This is a genomic window from Neobacillus sp. 19, assembly GCF_049463095.1.
Classification (GTDB): domain Bacteria; phylum Bacillota; class Bacilli; order Bacillales; family Cytobacillaceae; genus Neobacillus.
This window is the reverse complement of sequence record NZ_JBMPZU010000019.1, coordinates 116,386-136,157: the sequence shown is the minus strand read 5'-3', so window position 1 is coordinate 136,157 and position 19,772 is coordinate 116,386. Positions and strand designations below refer to the sequence as shown.

At 39.5% G+C, this 19,772-nt stretch carries 18 protein-coding genes and 2 pseudogenes; 7 read left to right on the top strand and 13 right to left on the bottom strand.

Annotation, left to right across the window (positions count from 1 at the left end):
* The first annotated feature begins 83 nt into the window (after positions 1-83).
* Positions 84-554 (top strand): divergent PAP2 family protein, encoded by a 471-nt coding sequence (locus ACO1D1_RS04510; protein ID WP_149868815.1) that lies wholly within the window; start codon positions 84-86, stop codon positions 552-554.
* A gap of 95 nt (positions 555-649) precedes the next feature.
* On the opposite strand, the gene ACO1D1_RS04505 is transcribed toward ACO1D1_RS04510, so the two are convergent.
* The 3 genes from ACO1D1_RS04505 to ACO1D1_RS04495 form a co-directional block, all read right to left on the bottom strand.
* Positions 650-1,486 carry an aldo/keto reductase gene (locus ACO1D1_RS04505; RefSeq protein WP_149868814.1) on the bottom strand — a complete coding sequence of 279 codons (837 nt, stop codon included), beginning with the start codon at positions 1,484-1,486 and terminating at the stop codon, positions 650-652.
* Positions 1,487-1,609: 123 nt separating this feature from the next.
* Positions 1,610-2,458 carry a pentapeptide repeat-containing protein gene (locus ACO1D1_RS04500; protein ID WP_149868813.1) on the bottom strand — a complete coding sequence of 283 codons (849 nt, stop codon included), beginning with the start codon at positions 2,456-2,458 and terminating at the stop codon, positions 1,610-1,612.
* 56 nt (positions 2,459-2,514) lie between these two features.
* Entirely contained in the window at positions 2,515-3,483 is a 969-nt protein-coding gene (locus ACO1D1_RS04495) for a hypothetical protein (protein ID WP_423335116.1), read from the bottom strand.
* A gap of 140 nt (positions 3,484-3,623) precedes the next feature.
* Here ACO1D1_RS04495 and ACO1D1_RS04490 point away from each other — a divergent pair, with 140 nt between their 5' ends.
* Complete coding sequence (locus ACO1D1_RS04490) at positions 3,624-4,526, top strand: DMT family transporter (protein WP_149868811.1); 903 nt, start codon at positions 3,624-3,626, stop codon at positions 4,524-4,526.
* A 45-nt stretch (positions 4,527-4,571) separates the two neighbouring features.
* Here the strand turns inward: ACO1D1_RS04490 and ACO1D1_RS04485 are convergent, their stop codons facing one another.
* From ACO1D1_RS04485 to ACO1D1_RS04470, 4 genes are read right to left on the bottom strand one after another with little or no spacing between them, the layout of a single operon-like run.
* The gene (locus ACO1D1_RS04485; protein ID WP_423335115.1) at positions 4,572-4,766 is read right to left on the bottom strand and encodes a hypothetical protein; all 195 of its coding nucleotides are present in this window, start codon (positions 4,764-4,766) and stop codon (positions 4,572-4,574) included.
* Positions 4,735-5,973 (bottom strand): Ger(x)C family spore germination protein, encoded by a 1,239-nt coding sequence (locus ACO1D1_RS04480; RefSeq protein WP_149868810.1) that lies wholly within the window; start codon positions 5,971-5,973, stop codon positions 4,735-4,737. Before ACO1D1_RS04480 ends, ACO1D1_RS04485 begins: the two co-directional genes overlap by 32 nt.
* Complete coding sequence (locus ACO1D1_RS04475) at positions 5,948-7,057, bottom strand: GerAB/ArcD/ProY family transporter (protein ID WP_149868809.1); 1,110 nt, start codon at positions 7,055-7,057, stop codon at positions 5,948-5,950. Before ACO1D1_RS04475 ends, ACO1D1_RS04480 begins: the two co-directional genes overlap by 26 nt.
* A 7-nt stretch (positions 7,058-7,064) precedes the next feature.
* Positions 7,065-8,606: a spore germination protein gene (locus ACO1D1_RS04470; protein ID WP_223820896.1), complete on the bottom strand. Its 1,542-nt coding sequence runs from the start codon at positions 8,604-8,606 to the stop codon at positions 7,065-7,067.
* A gap of 165 nt (positions 8,607-8,771) precedes the next feature.
* Here ACO1D1_RS04470 and ACO1D1_RS04465 point away from each other — a divergent pair, with 165 nt between their 5' ends.
* Together ACO1D1_RS04465 and ACO1D1_RS04460 are read left to right on the top strand one after the other, a co-directional pair.
* Complete coding sequence (locus tag ACO1D1_RS04465; protein WP_423335114.1) at positions 8,772-10,181, top strand: MATE family efflux transporter; 1,410 nt, start codon at positions 8,772-8,774, stop codon at positions 10,179-10,181.
* 116 nt (positions 10,182-10,297) lie between these two features.
* Positions 10,298-10,522, top strand: a complete 225-nt coding sequence (locus tag ACO1D1_RS04460) for a hypothetical protein (protein ID WP_423335113.1) — start codon at positions 10,298-10,300, stop codon at positions 10,520-10,522.
* Positions 10,523-10,529: 7 nt separating this feature from the next.
* Here ACO1D1_RS04460 and ACO1D1_RS04455 read toward each other — a convergent pair whose 3' ends face one another.
* The gene (locus ACO1D1_RS04455; RefSeq protein ID WP_423335198.1) at positions 10,530-11,132 is read right to left on the bottom strand and encodes a permease prefix domain 1-containing protein; all 603 of its coding nucleotides are present in this window, start codon (positions 11,130-11,132) and stop codon (positions 10,530-10,532) included.
* 51 nt (positions 11,133-11,183) lie between these two features.
* Positions 11,184-11,504: pseudogene (locus ACO1D1_RS04450) on the bottom strand (PadR family transcriptional regulator); the annotation flags it as partial.
* 221 nt (positions 11,505-11,725) lie between these two features.
* Here ACO1D1_RS04450 and ACO1D1_RS04445 point away from each other — a divergent pair.
* Positions 11,726-12,298, top strand: a complete 573-nt coding sequence (locus ACO1D1_RS04445) for a M15 family metallopeptidase (RefSeq protein WP_149868805.1) — start codon at positions 11,726-11,728, stop codon at positions 12,296-12,298.
* 47 nt (positions 12,299-12,345) lie between these two features.
* Here ACO1D1_RS04445 and ACO1D1_RS04440 read toward each other — a convergent pair whose 3' ends face one another.
* Positions 12,346-14,832 (bottom strand): alkaline phosphatase PhoX, encoded by a 2,487-nt coding sequence (locus tag ACO1D1_RS04440; RefSeq protein ID WP_149868804.1) that lies wholly within the window; start codon positions 14,830-14,832, stop codon positions 12,346-12,348.
* Positions 14,833-15,049: 217 nt separating this feature from the next.
* Between ACO1D1_RS04440 and ACO1D1_RS04435 the strand changes: the two genes are divergently transcribed.
* Positions 15,050-16,249 carry a CynX/NimT family MFS transporter gene (locus ACO1D1_RS04435; protein ID WP_423335112.1) on the top strand — a complete coding sequence of 400 codons (1,200 nt, stop codon included), beginning with the start codon at positions 15,050-15,052 and terminating at the stop codon, positions 16,247-16,249.
* 167 nt (positions 16,250-16,416) lie between these two features.
* On the opposite strand, the gene ACO1D1_RS04430 is transcribed toward ACO1D1_RS04435, so the two are convergent.
* Entirely contained in the window at positions 16,417-17,721 is a 1,305-nt protein-coding gene (locus tag ACO1D1_RS04430) for an alkaline phosphatase (protein ID WP_423335111.1), read from the bottom strand.
* 196 nt (positions 17,722-17,917) lie between these two features.
* Between ACO1D1_RS04430 and ACO1D1_RS04425 the strand changes: the two genes are divergently transcribed.
* Positions 17,918-18,490: an HAD hydrolase-like protein gene (locus tag ACO1D1_RS04425; protein ID WP_423335110.1), complete on the top strand. Its 573-nt coding sequence runs from the start codon at positions 17,918-17,920 to the stop codon at positions 18,488-18,490.
* A 14-nt stretch (positions 18,491-18,504) separates the two neighbouring features.
* Here the strand turns inward: ACO1D1_RS04425 and ACO1D1_RS04420 are convergent.
* Both ACO1D1_RS04420 and ACO1D1_RS04415 read right to left on the bottom strand, forming a co-directional pair.
* A pseudogene (locus ACO1D1_RS04420) lies at positions 18,505-19,144 on the bottom strand (ankyrin repeat domain-containing protein).
* The gene (locus tag ACO1D1_RS04415; protein ID WP_423335109.1) at positions 19,145-19,606 is read right to left on the bottom strand and encodes a nucleoside deaminase; all 462 of its coding nucleotides are present in this window, start codon (positions 19,604-19,606) and stop codon (positions 19,145-19,147) included.
* Positions 19,607-19,772 lie beyond the last annotated feature (166 nt).

Here is a 19,772-nt window from a genome sequence, read left to right as displayed (position 1 = left end):
TGGATCGAGCATGGTCTACACATTCACATTATTTTAGATTTTCTATCATATCCTAAGGACATACATTAATGAGGAGGACCATGATGTTTTTATCCTATCCCATTCTTGCTGCGCTTTTAGGAATGTTGATTGCCCAATTCGTAAAAATCCCTATCCACTTTATTGTCGCCGGAGAATTAAAATGGAGTCTGATGTTTAGTACAGGTGGTATGCCTAGTTCTCATACAGCAACAATCATTTCGTTGACTACGGCCATTGGGTTAACATCCGGACTTCAATCAAATGAATTTGCCATTTGCGTAATCGTATCATTAATTGTTATGCATGATGCCACTGGGGTTCGAAGACATGCAGGCTACCATGCGGAAGTGTTAAATACATTATTAGCCGATTTTAACCGTCTTATCGAAACCTTAAAGGACCCAAATTTAAAGAAGACAGAATCCAGAGAAAAGCTAAAAGAACTATTAGGTCATCAACCAGCAGAGGTTTTCTTCGGAGTGATTACGGGAATCATTGTTGGTGTGCTTACTTACCAAGTTTATCCTTTTTAATGCTATTCCATCTCTCGTTGGAGGCTGTACGATGTATTAAAACGACAAAAGCAGTGAGATTTCCTTTGAAATCCACTGCTTCTTTGCATTCTTAGTTAAAACCCTGCCGTCATAGTGTCCGGATGGGAGCCAGCACGGCTATCCTGATTTAAAGCATTGATTTTTTCCATATCTTCTGCGGTTAATTCAAAATTAAACACATCAGCATTTTCAATAATTCGATGTTCTTTGATCGACTTCGGAATGGTTACAACGCCATTTTGAAGATCCCAGCGTAAAATCACTTGCGCTACGGATTTATTATATTTATGTGCAATATCTACAAGAACTGGTTCTTCCAAAAGCTGGCCTTGTTTTAATGGTGACCATGCCTCCAGTTGAATTCCTTCTTTTACACAAAATGCTTGAAGCTCTTTTTGGGTTAAATGCGGGTGGTACTCCACCTGGTTAACCATCGGCTTAATTTCTGCAGAACTGATTAAATCTTCTAAATGATGAATTTGGAAGTTACTTACACCAATTGCGCGTACACGCCCATCTTTATAAAGCTTTTCTAAAGCCTTCCAAGTATCTTTATATTTATCTTTACCCGGCCAGTGGATTAAGTAAAGATCCAAGTAATCAAGGCCAAGCTTATTCAAACTCGTTTCGAAAGCCTGTAATGTTGTTTCATAGCCTTGATCCGCATTCCAAACCTTTGAGGTAATAAACAGTTCTTCACGAGCGACGCCGGATTCACGAATCGCTTGCCCGACCCCCTCTTCATTGCCATAAATAGCAGCAGTGTCGATGCTGATGTAGCCGTTTCGAACAGCGGCTTTTACGGACTCAACAACCTCTTCTCCTTCTTTCACTTTAAAAACGCCTAATCCCAACCAGGGCATTTTCACACCATTATGTAACGTCGTTGTGTCTTTTAAACTTGTTGGCATCTCTTTCCCTCCTAAATATGTATATAAACATTTTACCATACAGCTGGAATTCTTTTCATTTTTCACGCACAAGCTGATTGAAAAATAAGATCCTGCCGAGCAGCCTACATGTAAGGATGACCCTTATTCAGATCCCTTATGCCAATGATCCGGTATGCGCAATGAAGCTGGTAATTTCGTATTTTGATCACCCTTAGCAGAGTTAATTTGTGCTTGAGTGAGAAAAAGACTTCCAGTAAGATTAGCCCCGCTCAAATCTGCGTCCCTTAAGTCGGCACCGATGAGGTCAGCCACTCTCATGTCTGCATTTCTCAGATCCGCAGCGATAAGCAGGGCGCCTCTCAGGTTAGCTCCCCTAAGATCTGCCCCTTTTAACTTTGCCCCTAACAGATCGATTCCCCTGCCTATCTTTTTATTTTTCCTAGGCGGAACTTTGGCACGAACGAATTCACTTGTGCGTAAAAGTAACTCATTAACCATCACTCTATGTGAAGGTACATCCAATTCCAAAATTGAGTTCGCGCTTAAATGTGTGAGATTTTCCGTTTCTTGCAATGCCGTCTCTAAATCTCGGGAAATAGGCTGTGTTTCTTTTAAGCTACTTGCCTCATTTAAGTAGTAAAGCATTTCATGAAGCTGCTGCATAATCGGAAATACGTCAAACATTTCCTTTGCGTGTGTGGGGTGATTCCGCCAATCATTCCCGTTATAGGTAACTTGAGACACCTTTTGCCCCGCCCCAAAGCATTCATAGACAGAACAGCCGCGAAACCCCTTATTTCTGAGCTGGTTATGAATCCCGCAACGAAAATCATGTTGCAATTTCGAACAAGGTGTCCCTCCTTCTTTATCAATCGGGAAATCAGCCGATTTTGCATAAGGCAATGCAACACAGCACAATCCAAAGCAATTTTCACAGTCCGCACTATATTTTTTAAAAGTATTATTGTTATTTGTTGATGGATGAGCCATCCTGACACCTTCTTTATAGAACAATCATTGAAATTCATTATACCTTGTTTTCTTGTTTAAGAGGAACAACCGCCGCCGCAGCTGGAGCAACTTGAGCAGCTGGAGCCGCCACTATCTCCGCCGCCTCCATCACCAGAATGATGATCGGAAGAAGCCGAGCCACAAAATACAGCAGCAGCACAGCCGCTTGAATATTGAACGGGATTGGCAAAGGCATATGCTTTCGCGTAGCTCCAATACTCATCAAAATAAAAATATGAATAATACACCATCACCGCCGACAGTGCGGTCATTTCGCCGAAACTTCGCTGCTTCGTAAATTTCCCCTTTTTGTCCTCTTGATACATTTCTTCTGCACTATTTAATTGCTGTTTCATATTGGCCACTAAATATTCAATCGTTTCCTTGTTATCTTCATTAATCATAAAATATTTATCTATTAAAAATTCATCTGTACCATGTTTAAACTCTTTTAATAATTGAAAGTCAAGAGGATGTTTGAAAAAGTTTCCCCATGTTTTCCAGCTATACTGCGTCACTTGAAACAACTGAGAAAATACCCAGTCAAAAAAAGCGCGGTCCTGTGGTGCCGGCTTAGGACTTGTGTTTGGTGTATGATGCAGCATTTTACCCAAAAATTTTTCTGAAAACACTTGATATTTTTGCGTAAATAGAAGCATATCATGCCAGATTTCATCCACCTCTTCACTAAACATCGGCGTTGTCTTTAAGATATTGGCCAATAGGAAATAGCGCTTTAGCTCAAACAGCCGCCACTCAAATTCATCTTCAGTCCGTTTAGGATGCTCCTCTAGAAAACGCCTCTTCACTTGTTGAATATAGCCATCATCTAATGACCTATTTAATTTTTCAAGCAAAGGCTGGATTGGAGCCTGTTCAAGGACACCTAACCGTGCCGGGATATTCTCCTTAGCTAATTTTGGCCGTCTATTTTTAACCATTGCCGAAATACCTGCACTTACCCCAACGATGATTAGACCCCCAACAACCAGCTCAGCAATCATTCAAACTCCCCCTTTTACCTTTGAGACTATTTATTCCCTCATTTTACCATAAATTCTTTCCTTATTACTTCCTTAATAGTAAAAACCAGTTGTGAAATCGCACATTTTGTGATTGGATTAGAATAAAAGGGGGGATCGACTTGAAGGGGAAAATGAAGTTCATTATCACAATGCTCTTGTTTGGGAGTATCGGTATTTTTGTAAAAAAACTCGACATGTCTTCAAGCGAAATTGCGTTTTTACGGGGGGTAATCGGAAGTGTATTCCTGCTTTTTGTCAGTTTACTAGTTAAACATAGGCCATCTCGTCAAGCGTTAAAAGAGAATGCCATTCTGCTTCTCCTCTCCGGGGCGGCGATCGGACTTAATTGGATTTTTCTCTTTGAGTCCTACCGCTATACGACCATTTCCAATGCCACAATTAGTTACTACTTTGCACCAATCTTTGTGATGATGTTAGCACCATGGGTTCTGAAGGAAAAGCTGACGACTGCGAAGGTTATTTGTATCATTATGGCGATGGCTGGACTTTTATTAATTGTGAATCCAGGAGCCGGCAGTTCAAGCGGTGCAGCGGACAATAAATTAGGAATTTTCTATGGACTTCTTGCTGCAGCCTTCTATGCAAGTGTCGTGTTAATGAACAAATTTATCAAAAATTTATCGGGGTTTGAAATCACCCTGGTGCAATTAATGGCAGCTGCATTGGTCCTGTTTCCCTATGTAGGATGGCAAGGGCAGCTAAATTTTACTGGTCTTGACTCGACTTCTATTATCTTTATTTTAATACTTGGAATTGTACATACGGGTTTCGCCTACTTTCTATATTTTACTTCGATTCAAAATCTGCCCGGGCAAACCATTGCGGTTCTTAGTTATATTGATCCGATTTCAGCCGTCATCATCGCAGCGATTTTCTTAAGCGAGAGCATGACATTTATTCAAATGATTGGTGGCGTCCTTGTCCTCGGCGCAACTTTTTTAAGTGAAAAACGAGAATTGAAAATCGTGAAGAAAGGCCAAGCGCCCACTCCTTCCCCATAAGAATCAAGGAAAAAGGCAGACTATGATCGATCTGCCTTTTTCCAATCAAGATTTCAAAATAGAAAAGAACGGAAGGACAAGCATGGCAAGCGTAAGAAAGAAAACCGCCACTGCCCCGAATTTTTGTTTTTCCTTCCATAAGCTAATGCCAAACCCCATCGTATAAGCGGTAATGGCAAGCAGTACAACGATGAAGACTATTTTCAAACTATTTCCCTGCCTTTTTTGGTTTTTTGCCATAATCCACTATTTCAACTTCCGTGTTGACGTAAATGTCTGCCTTAAGATAAGTTTTAGGCCAATTGAATTTTTTAAATTCCTGAATGGTTCCAAAATATTTCCGGGCATGAAAGGACAATGGGTATGGTGCACCATTTAATTCTGCCTGAGTTTTTTTCAATACCTTCTCATGTTCAGTTTTCATATGGTGTGCTATTGCTTTTTTTAAGATTTCGCGATTCTTTTTCTTAGTAAAATCGACCATGGACGGGTTTGACATCACTTCAAACTTCAATGGGAGAGTGAAAAATATTTTGGGGCTGGGACCCTTAAGGTTCATTTTTACCTTATTGTTTTCTGTTTTCATGATTCTGACTGCAAATGATTTTTGCTTTCCTGGAAAGGGATTAGGTATATCCAGCAAAAAATCACTAATGTTTGTTGTATCATCAAGAACATTGACGATACTTGTTTCTTGACCAGTCAATTTTCCAATCATCACACCATTCTTGAATACGGCTGACCCGATAAATTGGGTATCATCCAATTCTCCAGTTGCATTTACCTGCCCAGCATAATACTCATCTTCTCCTTTAAACTTTGGATGCTTTTCCGGCACGGCTGTTGTGTTCATGGCTAAAAACAGATCTGCTCCTCTTTCCGTTGTCTTAAAAAAACGAAAAAGAGTAGAATCAGGGATGAGTCCATTTTCAATTCCATGATCAATCATGTATTGAAAATACTTATGCGGCCTTGTTTCCATTTTGGGATGATTTTTCAGAAAATACTCACTTGCCCTTTCTTTCGATACAGCCAAATAGGCATTCGAACGAATTTCTTTATCAAAGGGAGCACTGTTGATGACATGATAAAATGCCGGATCTTTTGCAAATTCCTCAGAAACAACAATAATTCTTAAAAGATCATAACTAATAATTCGAGAGATAATCGCATTAGCTGTCACTTTCGCTGCAATAAAATCATTGGCATCAAATGAGATAATCTCCCTCGGCTTTTCTGTTGAACCGCCGCCTCCTTGCAAACTCCCTACTTCGGGATTTGCAAGTAACATCGTGACTTTGATTTTCCCTTTATGTTTGGAATGATCCAGTCCGATCCCAATTACATAGGATCTATCTTCGAGTTCTTCCCGATCCCAACAACCTGTTAAAGAAAAAACAAGGACGAAAATCAACAACATTTTACCTACTGTTTTTGTTAATTGCATGTTTAAATTCTCCTTTTACCACTGCGGCAAGCCATAAAATGAGCGAAATGGCACCAAACGAAGGGCCGATTATGGTTTGAACCATTTGCCTCCAGTTAAAAATGACCTCTGGGGGGGATTCCGGTAAAATCCCAATCAATAAATAAATGGTTGCAAGTGATGGAATCAAGAATTCAAAGTCTTTAATTTTAAAAAGATGACCAAACACCAGAGCATTAATGTACAAAAAGGCAGTGAAGCGAATAAACGCTGATATAATCCAAATAATGAAAAAGATGATTTCAATATTCGGAATATAACTTCCAAGTGAAATGTAACGAATAGCCGTATGAAACGGATATCCTATACCACCTAAAGATTGGTCAAACATGCAAATGAATAAAAGTGTAGCCGCACTGACTTGGATACTGACGGAAATATAGGCAATCCAAGTGCCCTTTCGAAAATCTTTATTTGACGTTATATACGGAATGAACATAGTAAGCAGAAAAAATTCTGCACAAAGGTTTAAGCTTTGTGCACTTTTCGTTATTATTTCAAGTTTTCCAGTTCCCCAAATAGGCAGCATTGCTTGAATATTACTATCTTGAGTGCTTAATCCTAACGCAACAAAGAAAGAGATTATTACATAAAAAATTAGCAGATAGGCAACAGAACCGACATGCTGAATCCCCTTTTTGGCACCATAAGCACAAACGGCCATAAAAATGGCATAAAGGACCGGCGTGGGCGTAGTACTAAAATAAAACGCCCTAATGATATCTGTATAGCTTCTCGATTCGAACGACATACCTAACGATGAAATGACAAAAATAAAAAGACAAATAAAAAAGCCAATATACTTTCCCAGTAATTTTTGAATCACAAAAACAAGATTTTTCCCTTGAAATAACGACATTGTCTTTAGTAATAAAAAAAGTGGAATAAAAAAGATTCCTGCCGATAGGACAGGGAGCATCCAGGCTGCATTTTGCACCTTATTAAACAAAAGGGTGGGAGCATTTTCTGTTGCTTTCAAACTAACCATTAAAATCGCGATGGACACATATTCTCGAATACCAAGTTTTCCAGGCTGCTGATTCATCAGATCGTTATCCCTTTCTTTGTTTGACCATATCTTTTGGTTTTAGATAACCGGGGCGAAATCTTACTTTCATGGGAACATGACGAATAATTAGATCCTTTCCTGAGAAGAAATGCGGTGTCATTGGTGCAAAATAAGGTGTGCCAAATGATTTTAATGAAACTAAATAATATAGGCCGATAATAGCTACAGCGGTGACACCATAAATTCCAAGAAATCCTGCTGCAAAAATAAACAAAAAGCGAGATATACGAATCGCGAAATTCATGCTAGTATCACTGATAATAAAAGAACTTAAGCCGCTTAATGCAATGACAATGATGACGATTGGGCTAATAATATTCGCTTGAACAGCAGCCTGTCCCAATATTAAGGCACCTACAATTCCGATTGTTGGACCAATCGGGGATGGCACACGGAGTCCGGCTTCCCGAATCAGTTCAAAGGCAATTTCCATCATCAAGATTTCAATGACAGATGGAAAGGGGACACGTTCTCTTGACCCCGCGATAGCCATTAACAAATCTGGGGGGATCATTCCCACATGGTAATTTGTAATTGCAATATAAACGGACGATGCAAAAAGTGAGATAAATAAAGCAAGGAATCGCAATATCCTGATGAAATTTCCATACGGTGTCCGCAGGTAATGGTCCTCCGGTGAATGGAACATCGCCCAAAAGGTAGCAGGCAAGACAAGACAATTTGGAGAATTCGACATTAATAAAATGATGTGGCCTTCTTCAATAAAAGAGGCTGCCCTGTCAGGACGTTCAGTATTTAATAAAGTAGGAAATAGGGATCTTGGCCGCTCCTCTAGATACTGTTCCAAGATATTTAATTCAAGAATACTATCTGCATCAATCTTTTCTAGCCGATCCTTTATCGATTGAAGTAATTCTTCATTTACCAGATCCTTTTCATAAACAAGGACTACCTCGTTTCTAGATCGTTTTGTAATAACATGTACCTCGACAATCAGGTTTTCATTGTGAATTTTTTTTCGTATCAATGCTACATTATCGATTAACTTTTCGTTAAAAGCCTCTTTTGCCCCTTTAACAATGACTTCATTATCGGACTTTTCAATGCCGCGTCCTTGAATTTTTGTTGTTTCAAATGTATAGCATTGATCATCACCATCGACAAATAGCGCGGTGACGCCACAAGTGATGGATTCCGTAATCTTCCCAATATTTGTAGATGTATTTTCGATAGGGAAGGAGACAATATCTCGAATTTCCCTTCTTTGCCTCGCGTTTTCAATCAACGGTTCCAAAATGCTTCTTTGAATCTGCTCTTCATCTGCCATTGTACAGATATAAATGATAAAGGCACGGCGATTTTGGGAACGGATAGTAAACTCACGTATTCTAACATCCATATTTTTTGGCATGGAAAAAATTGATTTAAAAGTCTCTAAATTTTGTTCATAATGTCGACTAATATCTTGACTTTTTACTTCAATGTTATTGGCATTGGATTGTTCGTTAAAATGTGGTTCTGTATTGAATGCCTTATTAAGTGATTTAAACATTTTCTTAATCATCCTGAACCACCCCTAATTTTTATATAGTTTTCCAGTATTAGGGGTATTTATGTATATTAAAAGGGGGCAAAAACGTATTCGTACCCTTTTTTATGCTAAAATTGTTGTATTGTCTTTTACTCAATAATGGAAAACCGTTTTTATTAATAGGAAGGAAGTTTCATCATGAATCAAGCGGGTGTGAATAGACTAGGAACGGAAAGTGTCGGTAAATTGCTGGTCAGTCTTGCTCTGCCAGCAATTACAGCCCAGTTTGTAAATATGCTTTACAATGTGGTTGACCGTATTTACATTGGACATATTCCAGAGATTGGTGCCACAGCCTTAACAGGTGTTGGCGTTACGTTTCCGATAATTATGATTATTGCCGCGTTTAGTTCATTAATTGGAATGGGCGGCGCACCAAGAGCGGCGATTAAACTTGGTCAAGGAAAACACGACGAAGCAGAACAAATATTAGGCAACTGTTTTGTGTCCTTAGTGGGTATTTCAGTTGTCTTGACCATCGTTTTTTTATTTACTGGTGAAAAGCTTCTTTTACTGTTTGGGGCCGGACCGGAAACACTGCCGTATGCCCTTGGCTTCTTTAAGTATTATGTGTGTGGTACGATCTTTGTCCAAATCGCCTTAGGACTAAACACTTTCATATCGACACAAGGCTTTGCAAAAATTAGTATGATGACCGTCATCATCGGGGCAGTCATTAGTATTATCCTCGATCCGATTTTTATTTTTGGTCTTGATATGGGTGTGGAAGGGGCGGCAATTGCCAATGTTATCGCCCAAGCGGTATCGGCGCTTTGGACGTTATACTTTTTATTTGGAAAAAAAACAAAGCTGAAAATACAAAAAAAATATATGAAGCTTAAAAAATCAGTAATTACTCCAGTCCTGCTGCTCGGAGTTTCTCCGTTTATAATGCAAAGTACCGAAAGTCTCTTAAATATTGCCTTTAATTCTTCGCTTAAAAATTACGGTGGAGATATGGCGGTAGGCGCCATGACCATCCTGTCCAGTTTAATGCAAATGATGATTCTGCCGATTATGGGATTAACTCAGGGTTCACAACCGATTATCAGCTATAATTATGGGGCTAAAAATAATGAACGGGTGAAACGAACGTTTAAATTACTGATTATTTCTTCCATGAGCTTTTCGTTTACTTTCTGGCTGATCATGACCATTTTTCCACATTTCTTTGTTTCACTTTTCAGCAATGACCCAAAATTGATTGAGACAACAGTATTGGCGCTGAAAATTTATATGGCTGTCGCATTTGTTATGGGGGCACAGCTAGCCTGCCAACAAACATTTATTGCCGTCGGGCAGGCTAAGACATCACTTATCCTTGCCCTATTGCGGAAAATCATTCTATTGATTCCGTTGATCTATATCCTTCCAAACTTCTTTTCTAATAAAGAATTTGCAGTATTTCTTGCTGAACCAGTATCCGACTTTCTTGCCGTTGCTGTGACAGTTACGGTATTTGCGATTCAATTTAAGAAAATATTAGCTGAAAATACTTCGAAGATGGACATTCGAAAAGTTCAAAAAAGTTTAACCCCTGATATGTAAAGAAAGGTGCGAAAATGGATTCGCACCTTTCTATTTGCATTTTAATATAAATATTAATTGTTTCAACATCAATCCTTAACAGCCACTTCACCTTCTCTTAATATATTCAAAGTAAAATGGCATTTTATAAACCATTACAGATGAAAGTTGGGAAAAGGATGTTTTTAAAACAATTGGCTGAAAACAAATCTGTAACCATTAATTATGTGAAAAATGGAATATTACAAACCACCACAGGCCGTGTTTATTGCCTTAATTTGCGTGAACAAATCCTTTCATTAAAAGATGAACAGAAAAATTCTTTAACCATTCGTTTGTCAGGGATTAGAAAAGTTTACTAACTTCATTTTAATCAATTTTCCCTATGAAGTCCCTGCGGTTGCGAACAAAAATTCGTGTGAAAAGCTGTCTTGAAACAAGATACGCAAAAGCGCCAATAGGAATAGCGAACAAATCAAGCCAAAGGCCATCTGGATATTGCTCCGGATTTTTGAGGAACGACATTGACTGTACTCCGCCAAAAATTAGAGATGGGATGAAAAAGAACAGCCATGGATTGGCAAGCCACTTCGATTTAAATTGTTGATTAATTGCTTCATATAAGACCTCTGCTGCTCCCGCAATGAAAACAACTAAAAAGAAGCCCATCATAACACTTTCAAGCGGCAGGGCATTATCGAATTCCGGATGATAAAATTCCATTGCTGAAAATGAAATGAGGCATAATGCTGCTGTTACAAAAAACACATTCCAAATAAAGCGTACTGGTTTATAGAATGGAAAGGCAGCCTTTTTCATTTCCCAGTTCAATTTTCTTTCATTTCCAAATGACTTCATTGCTTGGAGAACTGCCTCCTCCTCTGTATACCCCTTAATCATCAGTTCCTTGGCATGTTCTTTCAGATGAGAAAAAATTTCCTCTCTAACTTCCTCTTTTTCATCCTCATTCATCGGTAAATCCGAGACGATTTCTTTTACATAGTGTTCAAGATGTTTCAAGTCAATCCCTCCAACGTTTTGTTCGATTAACTGATTTATTTGTTTCCAGTTCCTTACTTTGTCGGCTAAATTCTTACGGCCTGTTTCAGTAATAGAATAATATTTTCTTCTGCTTCCATCTAGCCCTTGACTCCAATAGGATGTAACACAGTCTTTATTTTCTAGCCTTTTTAATGCAGGATACAGCGTACCTTCGTTCATGTGGTAAGCATCTTCACTTAACACCCTTAACTTCTTCGTCATTTCATAGCCGTAACTATCCGCGTCTGCTAATAAAGAAAGCAGCAGGATCTCAATACTGCCTTTCAGCAGCTCTCTATCCATATGATAACCTCCAAATATTTCTAGTATCATTGTATAACGATGTACATCGCAAAGCAATGTTCGGAGTGAAAAATTTGCTCTTTCCAAGTATTTACCATTCAAAAAGCCATCGGTAAAAATGAATTCCCCCTCATAATAGATTATAATTATATGAAACAATTAGGCTGGAATAACCGTCTTAGCTTATGAAATCATTTTAAATAGGAAAGGACTATGAAGATTTGAAACGAAAACGGATAGGAAGTTCCATTTATTTATTTTTGCTCGCATTGATTGCTATCCTATTCTTTACTATTTTTCTTAAAGATACAGAACCAAAAATCACTCATTCTGACTCATATCCAACTGAACTCCATCCAATTGTTCAAGAACGGAGCAATGAATTGATCCAACAAGCAGCGAAAAAAGGAATTGTGATAGTGATTACGGATGGTTTCCGAAGTGCAGAGGATCAAGACCGGCTTTATGAAAAGGGAAGGACATCCGAGGGAACGATTGTTACCTATGCCAAAGGCGGACAGTCTTATCATAATTTTGGACTTGCGATTGATTTTGCATTAAAAACGCCTTCTGGGAATGTGGTTTGGGATATGCAATATGATGGAAATCAAAATGGAAAAGCAGATTGGACCGAGGTCGTAAATATGGCAAAAACTTTAGGATTTGAATGGGGAGGTGACTGGGCTAAATTTAAAGATTACCCCCATTTAGAGATGAATTTTGGCCTAAGCATTGCGGATTTACAGAATGGAGATCGACCTGCAGATCCATCGATGACAGCAGATAACAAGTAAGGCGGACAGTGACTAGCGCTGTCCGCCTTACAAATTATGACTAAGAATTATTTAATCCATTCACCATTCTTATTGACTTTGTAGCCATTGATGGTTGTGTTTGTTGCCATACTGCCATCGCTATATAGATAGTACCACTTCTTACCGACTTGTATCCAGCCAGTTTTCATTTCACCGGATGATCCAAGATAGTACCATTTTACTCCGTCTTTTACCCAGCCGGTTTTCATTTCGCCTGATGTGCCAAGATAGTACCATTTTGCTCCGTCTTTCACCCAGCCGGTTTTCATTTCACCGGATGATCCAAGATAGTACCACTTCGCTCCGTCCTTCACCCAGCCGGTTTTCATTTCGCCTGATGTCCCAAGATAGTACCACTTTGCTCCGTCCTTCACCCAGCCGGTTTGCATTTCACCGGATGATCCAAGAAGGTACCACTTTGCTCCATCCTTCACCCAGCCGGTTTTCATTTCACCGGATGACGCAAGGTAGTACCATTTCTTACCGTCCTTCACCCAGCCGGTTTTCATTTCACCCGACGACACATCAAGGAAGTACCACTGAGTTCCAACTTTTACCCAGCCAGTTTGCATTTCACCTTTTTCATCGTAGAAGAACCATTTACCGGAATTGAAATGCCAGCCAACATGAAGATCATTTAACTGTGGCATGCCGGCGATATAACCAATACCACCCTTTTTCAGGATGCCGATGCCCTCTTTCATAGCCTTCTCTAATTCATCCTTATCCACAGCCGTTCCTTTGAAATTTTGAAGTTCATCCCCAGGATGCTGGTAGTTGCTCAAAATATAAGAGAATCCGTTAAAGTTATCAAGGACCCGTAAGCCTGTTGCTTCTGCTCCGACTGGCACTGACAGCACACGGGACAATTCTTTTGTATCAATGTTATAGGCCCAAACAAAGTTATTCGTATGTTCAACGCCATCTTCACCGATGAATAAGGTTCTCATTTTTTCCGAGTAGCTTAAGTTATCCGGTTTAGACACTTTATTAGGATTTGCTTTATTGCCGTATTCATCTGGTACAGCTAAGTCCTCACCGACAACAATTGCTTTCATGGCAGAGGCAACATAGTTACTATCAATGGTATTGCCATCCTTATCTTTTTGCCCCCCTGTTAGATTCAATTCATATGTTCCACCTGCAAGAATCTGTGGTAAGCGGATATCATCAGCAGGGTCAGCCTTCTTTGTATCTTCCAGCATCCCTTTTCCGATTTCAGACATGGCCATGTAGGCTTTCTTATCTTTCGCGTTTACTGCTAAACCTTCCATTTTTCGGAATTCAGCCGTTGCGCCTTTTAAGGCTGCGTATCGACGGGATTCTAAGAATGCCGCTGCCTTTTCCATTCCCGGTTTTACTTTTAGATATTCTACTTTTGCTCCGCTGGAATCGGTTTTAACGGCCGTAAAGCCTTCTGTTGGTTCGTTCGCTGTTTCAAAAATATCACTGAATTTTGTACCCTTGTCAATAATCGCTCTGATTTCATCGTCGGTAGCATGGCCAAGCTTGATCCACTCAAGATTTCCAGCTCCGCCATTTTCTGTACTCGTTTGTCCAAATTTAGCCGCATACAGGGTTCCAGCAGATAAGTCTTTTTCTTTGTCTGCAACATACATGAATGTGACGGTGTAGTTTCCATCATCTCCGAAGAAGGCTGTCCGATTATCAGGCATTACCTCCATCATTTCATGAGAAAAACGGCCAGTACTATAATGTTTTACCACACTGGTATCACCATTTGGCTGTACTGTCACTTCAGGGATCCATCCATAATTATATGGATTTGCTTTCGTTTCATCACCAAAATAAAGCTTGGCAAAACCTTTCACATTTGTTGAATCTTTATCAGTCCCTATTTCAGCTTCAAATTGGCGGGCATTTGGCTCGTATTCTTCCGAACCTAAATGGGTTCCCCAAGGAGAGGTAGAACCATTACATGGAATCCAAAGTCCATTTACAAGGGAAAAGTCAACCTTTTTTGCCTGTTTAACAGATAGTTCACCATTCTTTTTGTTTTGATTTAATTCTGTTAATGTCATGGATGCTGGAACGACACCATAAGCGGAATTTCCAGCGTTATCAAGAGTATCATATTCAAAATGTGATACCATGAACAGATTCCCGCCCACGTTCATTAAACTATTTGAATCAGGAGCATCTGAGACATAGTAGGACTCTTGACCAGGAATACTTTTATCTATAATCGGATCTCCATTGACATCAATTGGAGTTCCTGCAGGGATTTTCGCCCCTTTATTCGTCACTATTTTTTCATCAGAAAGGTATAACTGTTTATAAGTAAGCGGGAAGTTCTTCGTTGCTCCGTTGCTATATGTAACATCCACGGATGCACCTGTATAGGTTTGCACCATTTCTTCGATGGTTGCCGGAGCTTTCATTGAGTTAAATTTGAAAGAATTGATCGTGATATCCTTCCCAGCCGCTGCTGCAGGTGTTACTGCAGGAATCATTAAACTAAGGGCTAATACAGCCGTCAATCTCTTTTTCATCTATTAATTGCCTCCCTTTTTTTCATTACCACTCTATTAAAACGCAAATATATTAAGCTACGGTTAATAGAATGTTGAGCAGATATGAAGAATTGTAAATTTTAAAACTACTTTCTGGAGGCCTCATTGCTGAAATATCCTTTGGGCAAACAGTGACTGTAATAGTTCACCATGATATACTTTAGGGTAGCTTGTTTTTCAGAAGGGAGTTCTTTTAGTGGAATTGCAGCAAACTAAAGCTCGTACGAAATCGACATATACATTCTTACTTGTTATAGGGATTATCCTTGTCGCCTTTAATCTTCGCCCAGGCATTACATCCATCGGGCCGTTGGTAGGAAATATACAGAAAGATATGGGACTTGCACATTGGAGTGCAGGTTTATTAATGAGTTTGCCCTTAATCGTTTTTGCAATCATGTCACCCATTGTTCCAAAAATCGCCAATCGTCTAAAAAATGAAGGCACTTTACTGGTTGGTTTAATTACACTTTTAATCGGTTTATGTATTCGCTCCATCCCCATGACGTTTTTTCTATTCACCGGAACTTTTTTGGTTGGAGCGGGTATTGCCATAGGAAATGTTCTTTTGCCAGCCGTCGCAAAGGATAAATTCCCGCAAAAGTTCGGTCTTATTACAAGTATTTATTCCACCTCAATGGGATTGATTGCCTCATTAGCCTCGGGACTTAGTGTTCCATTAGCAAATGATTTAAACCTTGGCTGGCAGGGGGCTTTAATCGTTTGGGGATTACCGGTAGTAGCTGCAATCTTGGTTTGGATCTTTCTTCTCAAATTTAATAAAGGAGATGGCAAAGCAATAAATAGAGTTAGTGTTAACTCCGGTAACATCTGGCGTTCGCCACTTGCCTGGCAAATCGCCATCTTTATGGGATTTCAGTCCTTTTTATTTTATGTAACCATTTCTTGGTTACCTGAAATCCTGCATAGTCATGGAATGAGTATAGGTACGGCAGGTTGGATGCTTTCATTCTCCCAATTAGTGGGACTGCCGGCAGCTTTCTTTATTCCTGTTATGGCCGGACGTTCCCGCTCACAAACATGGATTGCCTTCATGCTGACGTTGTGCTCACTCCTTGGATTTGTTGGATTACTGTTATTCTCAGCCTATTCCATTATCATCATCAGTATTATATTCATCGGTGTTGGATTGGGCGGGACCTTTCCATTAGCACTAAGCTATATTGGGCTCCGAGCAAGAAATGCCCGCCAGGCTGCTGAATTATCTGGAATGGCACAATCAACTGGGTACATCCTGGCAGCTGTTGGGCCATTGTTTATTGGCTATTTGTATGACCAGACCCATATGTGGACAATTCCACTCGTCACCCTCATCGTCGTCTCTGTCCTCGTCATCCTATTTGGGATGCTTTCGGGGAGAAATCGTTATGTATAAAGGCGCACAGCGCTGACCGTAAAGGGTTCCTTTTTCGGGTGCATTCTTAATAAATGGCATAAGAAAAGACGTATGAATTGGCATACGTCTTTTCTTTATTTACCAAGATTTCTACGAAATTCTATTCACATTAACACAGCAATTGACATCATGATTATGATGATTTTTTAATCCATGATTCGAAAAAGAATCCTTGGAATATCACTGTTTTCCATCCTGCCGCTAAACAAATGTCTGTTAAGACCATACGCATAGACGGGAACATCCTCTCCCGTATGACCTTTTGTGGTCCACCCAGTACTGGAATAGTGATTAATAATGTTGATAAGTGCTTGCCGGGTATCTTCGACTTCCATTTCTAAAGTTGCTTGAATGGTTTTCAAGTCCTCTTCATGAAGGTCGAAGGGCATATGATGCTGTAAGGTGGTCAGATCTTTTGTTTCGTGCAATCGTCTGGCAATCACCAGCGGGGTAGAGGTAATCGATTTAATGACACTTGGATTCCATTTGTAATTCCCGTTCCGATCGATGCTCATTCCTCCAGTTGAATGGTCTGCCGTCGCAATGACAATCGTATCCTCCCGGTCGGAGGCGAACTGAATCGCCGCTTTAAATGCTGCTTCAAAGTCTTTAACCTCGCTCATTGCCCCAACAATATCATTGTCATGTCCCGCCCAATCGATTTGGCTTCCTTCAACTAAAAGAAAAAAGCCATTAGGATTTTGTTTTAAACGTTGAAGGGCGGCCTTTGTCATTTGGGAAAGAGAGGGTACAGTCGCATCACGGTCAATTTGTTTAGGGAGCTCCACCGGGGCGAATAACCCTAATAGTTGCTCCGTTTTATTCGTGACAAGCTCTTGTAAGTCGGTCACATACCCAAAATGGTTTTTCGCAAATTCTTCTACCAAATTTCGATCATTCCGAACGAAATAAGATGTTCCTCCCCCTAACATCACATCTATTTTCTGCTTGCTGTCTATCCGTTCATCGAGATAATCGTCCGCAATTTGGTCATATTGTTCTCGAGATTCAACATGTGAAGCAAACGCCGCCAATGTTGCATGGTTGACCTGACTTGTACCTACAAGACCCGTAGATTTCCCGCGGAATTTGGCATATTCTAAAACAGTTGGAACAGCTTGTTTATCGATATTTAAACCAAGAGCCCCATTATAGGTTTTATGCCCCGTCGCTAATGCCGTACCGGCTGCGGCGGAATCTGTAATATTACTTTCTGTATCTAATGAGTAGGTTGATTGGGTGCCGACAAAGTATTGGTCAAATATGGTGGGATTCATGAGACCTTTCCGGGAATCATGATTGAAGTAGCGAAGACCAGTGGTATACGAAAAACCCATCCCATCACCGATCAGTAAGATGACATTTTTTACTTTCTTCGTTCCAGTGTATTTCATAATCGGATGGAATAAATTCAGTTTACTATCATGTTGAAGGACAGTTGAATTTAACAAAGTGTACCAACACCCTTTCTTTTTAACATAGAAACACTTATTCACACTCCTTTTATAACATACATTCGGAAAAATTTAGCAGATAAAACAGTAATTTTACAAATATTATAAAAATTCTTAATATATATCCTGACTTAGTATCGTTTGCTTAATATGGTAACATCTATAAAGTAACTTTTTGAATGGAGAGATTGTGATGAACATTTTATGGGATTTCGATGGCACCCTATTTGATACCTATCCGGCACTTGTTGAAGGGTTCATAAACTTGAGTCAAAAAGACCTTGACCGCAGCGACGTGTTGAAATGGCTAAAAATTGATTCCAAAACTGCCTTTAAACACTATGGTATTAGTGAGGAGAAAAGAATAGAATACCAAAATTTACATAATCAGTATTCGAAGCAGTATAGCAGACCCTTTGAACACCTAGAGGATGCTTTAGCCTCTGCCGATAACAATATCATTGTGACGCATCGGGACAAGGAATCCACCATTTATCTCCTGGAAAAATTCCTTTTAGCCCCTTACTTTAATGAAATTATTTCGGTTGAAGAACAAGGGTTTACAAGAAAACCTCATCGTTCTTCCTATGAATTTGTCCTAAAAAACCATCATATTGATTTAGTTGTGGGTGACCGAGAATTAGATTTAATTCCAGCAAGACAATTGAAAATCAAAACAGTTGCTTTCCAAAATCCAAGCATTGAAGCAGATTTTCACATCGACAGCTATGATGATTTTATTAGAATGGTTGTTAATAAGCTTTAAAGAAGGAAACCTATTTATTTTGCTCCTGCTTTTAGCAAAATTTTCTCAATCTCTTTAAAGCCTTTTTCACGTGCGTGTTGTAAAGAAGTCACCTGATCATTGTCTGGAATATTCACATTCGCACCATGATCTATTAGTAATTGCACCGTTTGCTGCTGTATTTTATTGCCATTATTCAAAATAATCGCTTCTAATAAAGCGGTCCAGCCAAGATTATTGACGTGATTCACATCAATATCCGTTTGAGTAAGAAGTACTTTAATTACATCGACATATCCATGTTCTGAGGCAGGGATTAAAGCAGTTCCTCCATACCGGTTTGTAATCGTCGGGTCGGCACCTGCTTTAATTGTTAGTTCTAGAATATCTATATATCCTTCTGCGCCAGCATACAGGGAAGGGATTGTTTTTCATATCATCCTGGATATTCACATCTGCCCCTGCCTTGATGAGTATTTTTGCGGTTTCTACATCATTATTATAGGTTGCATTCATAAGGGCAGTCCGCCCTTTTGAGTCCTGTACATTGATATTCGCCCCATTATTAATGAGCTTGCTTATGGTGTCCGACTCTCCACGCTTTGCTGCTTGAAGCAGCTGTTTATTTAATCCTTCGTTCATGATTTCCCTCTCCTTTTCCGTTAAAAACGCAATTTATTTATTCATTTCTTTCCAAAGAACAAAAGGATTCTTTTCTGAGTGATTTTTATCAAGCTTAATTATTTGAATGTCTCGTTGTTCCTTTGGAAGAGCTATTTGCTGATAAACGTATTTTGTTCCTAACCCAACTTCTTCTTCCTCTTGTTCAGTATAGCAATAATAAACATTTTTAAGATTTGCCCAGTAAATGGCGCTTAAACACATCGGGCAAGGCTCCCCACTTGCATATAATTCGCAGTCGGAAAGGTCAGTCGTACCAAGAGTGCGACATGCGTGCCGGATCGCTAAAAGTTCAGCATGGGCAGTGGGGTCGTGTGTTTCGAGAACATCGTTTACTCCCTTTGCAATAATCTCTCCATCTTTAACAATCACTGCACCAAAGGGTTTTCCTTGTTTGTTTTTTGTATTGTCGTAAGCTAACTCGATTGCCAGTTGCATAAATTCTTTGTGATCCATTAAAAAACACTCCTTTAAAAGTAAAATTTTGGAAGGGGAAAATCTCTGTAGCTATTTACACTATTCCAAAGGAAAGAAAAGATATCAGTAAATTTGATACATCGACTTGCACCTATCTCTTTTGATCTGTTGTGTTGTTAGGATAAGCGGAATCCATATTTTAAGG

Excerpts from the sequence above, each read along its gene's own strand:
- ACO1D1_RS04505 (WP_149868814.1), bottom strand. The coding sequence starts at position 1,486 with ATGCCAACAAGTTTAAAAGACACAACGACGTTACATAATGGTGTGAAA.
- ACO1D1_RS04495 (WP_423335116.1), bottom strand. The coding sequence starts at position 3,483 with ATGATTGCTGAGCTGGTTGTTGGGGGTCTAATCATCGTTGGGGTAAGT.
- ACO1D1_RS04500 (WP_149868813.1), bottom strand. The coding sequence starts at position 2,458 with ATGGCTCATCCATCAACAAATAACAATAATACTTTTAAAAAATATAGT.
- ACO1D1_RS04510 (WP_149868815.1), top strand. The coding sequence starts at position 84 with ATGTTTTTATCCTATCCCATTCTTGCTGCGCTTTTAGGAATGTTGATT.
- ACO1D1_RS04480 (WP_149868810.1), bottom strand. The coding sequence starts at position 5,973 with ATGCAATTAACAAAAACAGTAGGTAAAATGTTGTTGATTTTCGTCCTT.
- ACO1D1_RS04425 (WP_423335110.1), top strand. The coding sequence starts at position 17,918 with ATGAACATTTTATGGGATTTCGATGGCACCCTATTTGATACCTATCCG.
- ACO1D1_RS04470 (WP_223820896.1), bottom strand. The coding sequence starts at position 8,606 with ATGATTAAGAAAATGTTTAAATCACTTAATAAGGCATTCAATACAGAA.
- ACO1D1_RS04455 (WP_423335198.1), bottom strand. The coding sequence starts at position 11,132 with ATGAATGAGGATGAAAAAGAGGAAGTTAGAGAGGAAATTTTTTCTCAT.
- ACO1D1_RS04485 (WP_423335115.1), bottom strand. The coding sequence starts at position 4,766 with ATGGCAAAAAACCAAAAAAGGCAGGGAAATAGTTTGAAAATAGTCTTC.
- ACO1D1_RS04415 (WP_423335109.1), bottom strand. The coding sequence starts at position 19,606 with ATGGATCACAAAGAATTTATGCAACTGGCAATCGAGTTAGCTTACGAC.
- ACO1D1_RS04440 (WP_149868804.1), bottom strand. The coding sequence starts at position 14,832 with ATGAAAAAGAGATTGACGGCTGTATTAGCCCTTAGTTTAATGATTCCT.
- ACO1D1_RS04465 (WP_423335114.1), top strand. The coding sequence starts at position 8,772 with ATGAATCAAGCGGGTGTGAATAGACTAGGAACGGAAAGTGTCGGTAAA.
- ACO1D1_RS04460 (WP_423335113.1), top strand. The coding sequence starts at position 10,298 with ATGGCATTTTATAAACCATTACAGATGAAAGTTGGGAAAAGGATGTTT.
- ACO1D1_RS04475 (WP_149868809.1), bottom strand. The coding sequence starts at position 7,057 with ATGAATCAGCAGCCTGGAAAACTTGGTATTCGAGAATATGTGTCCATC.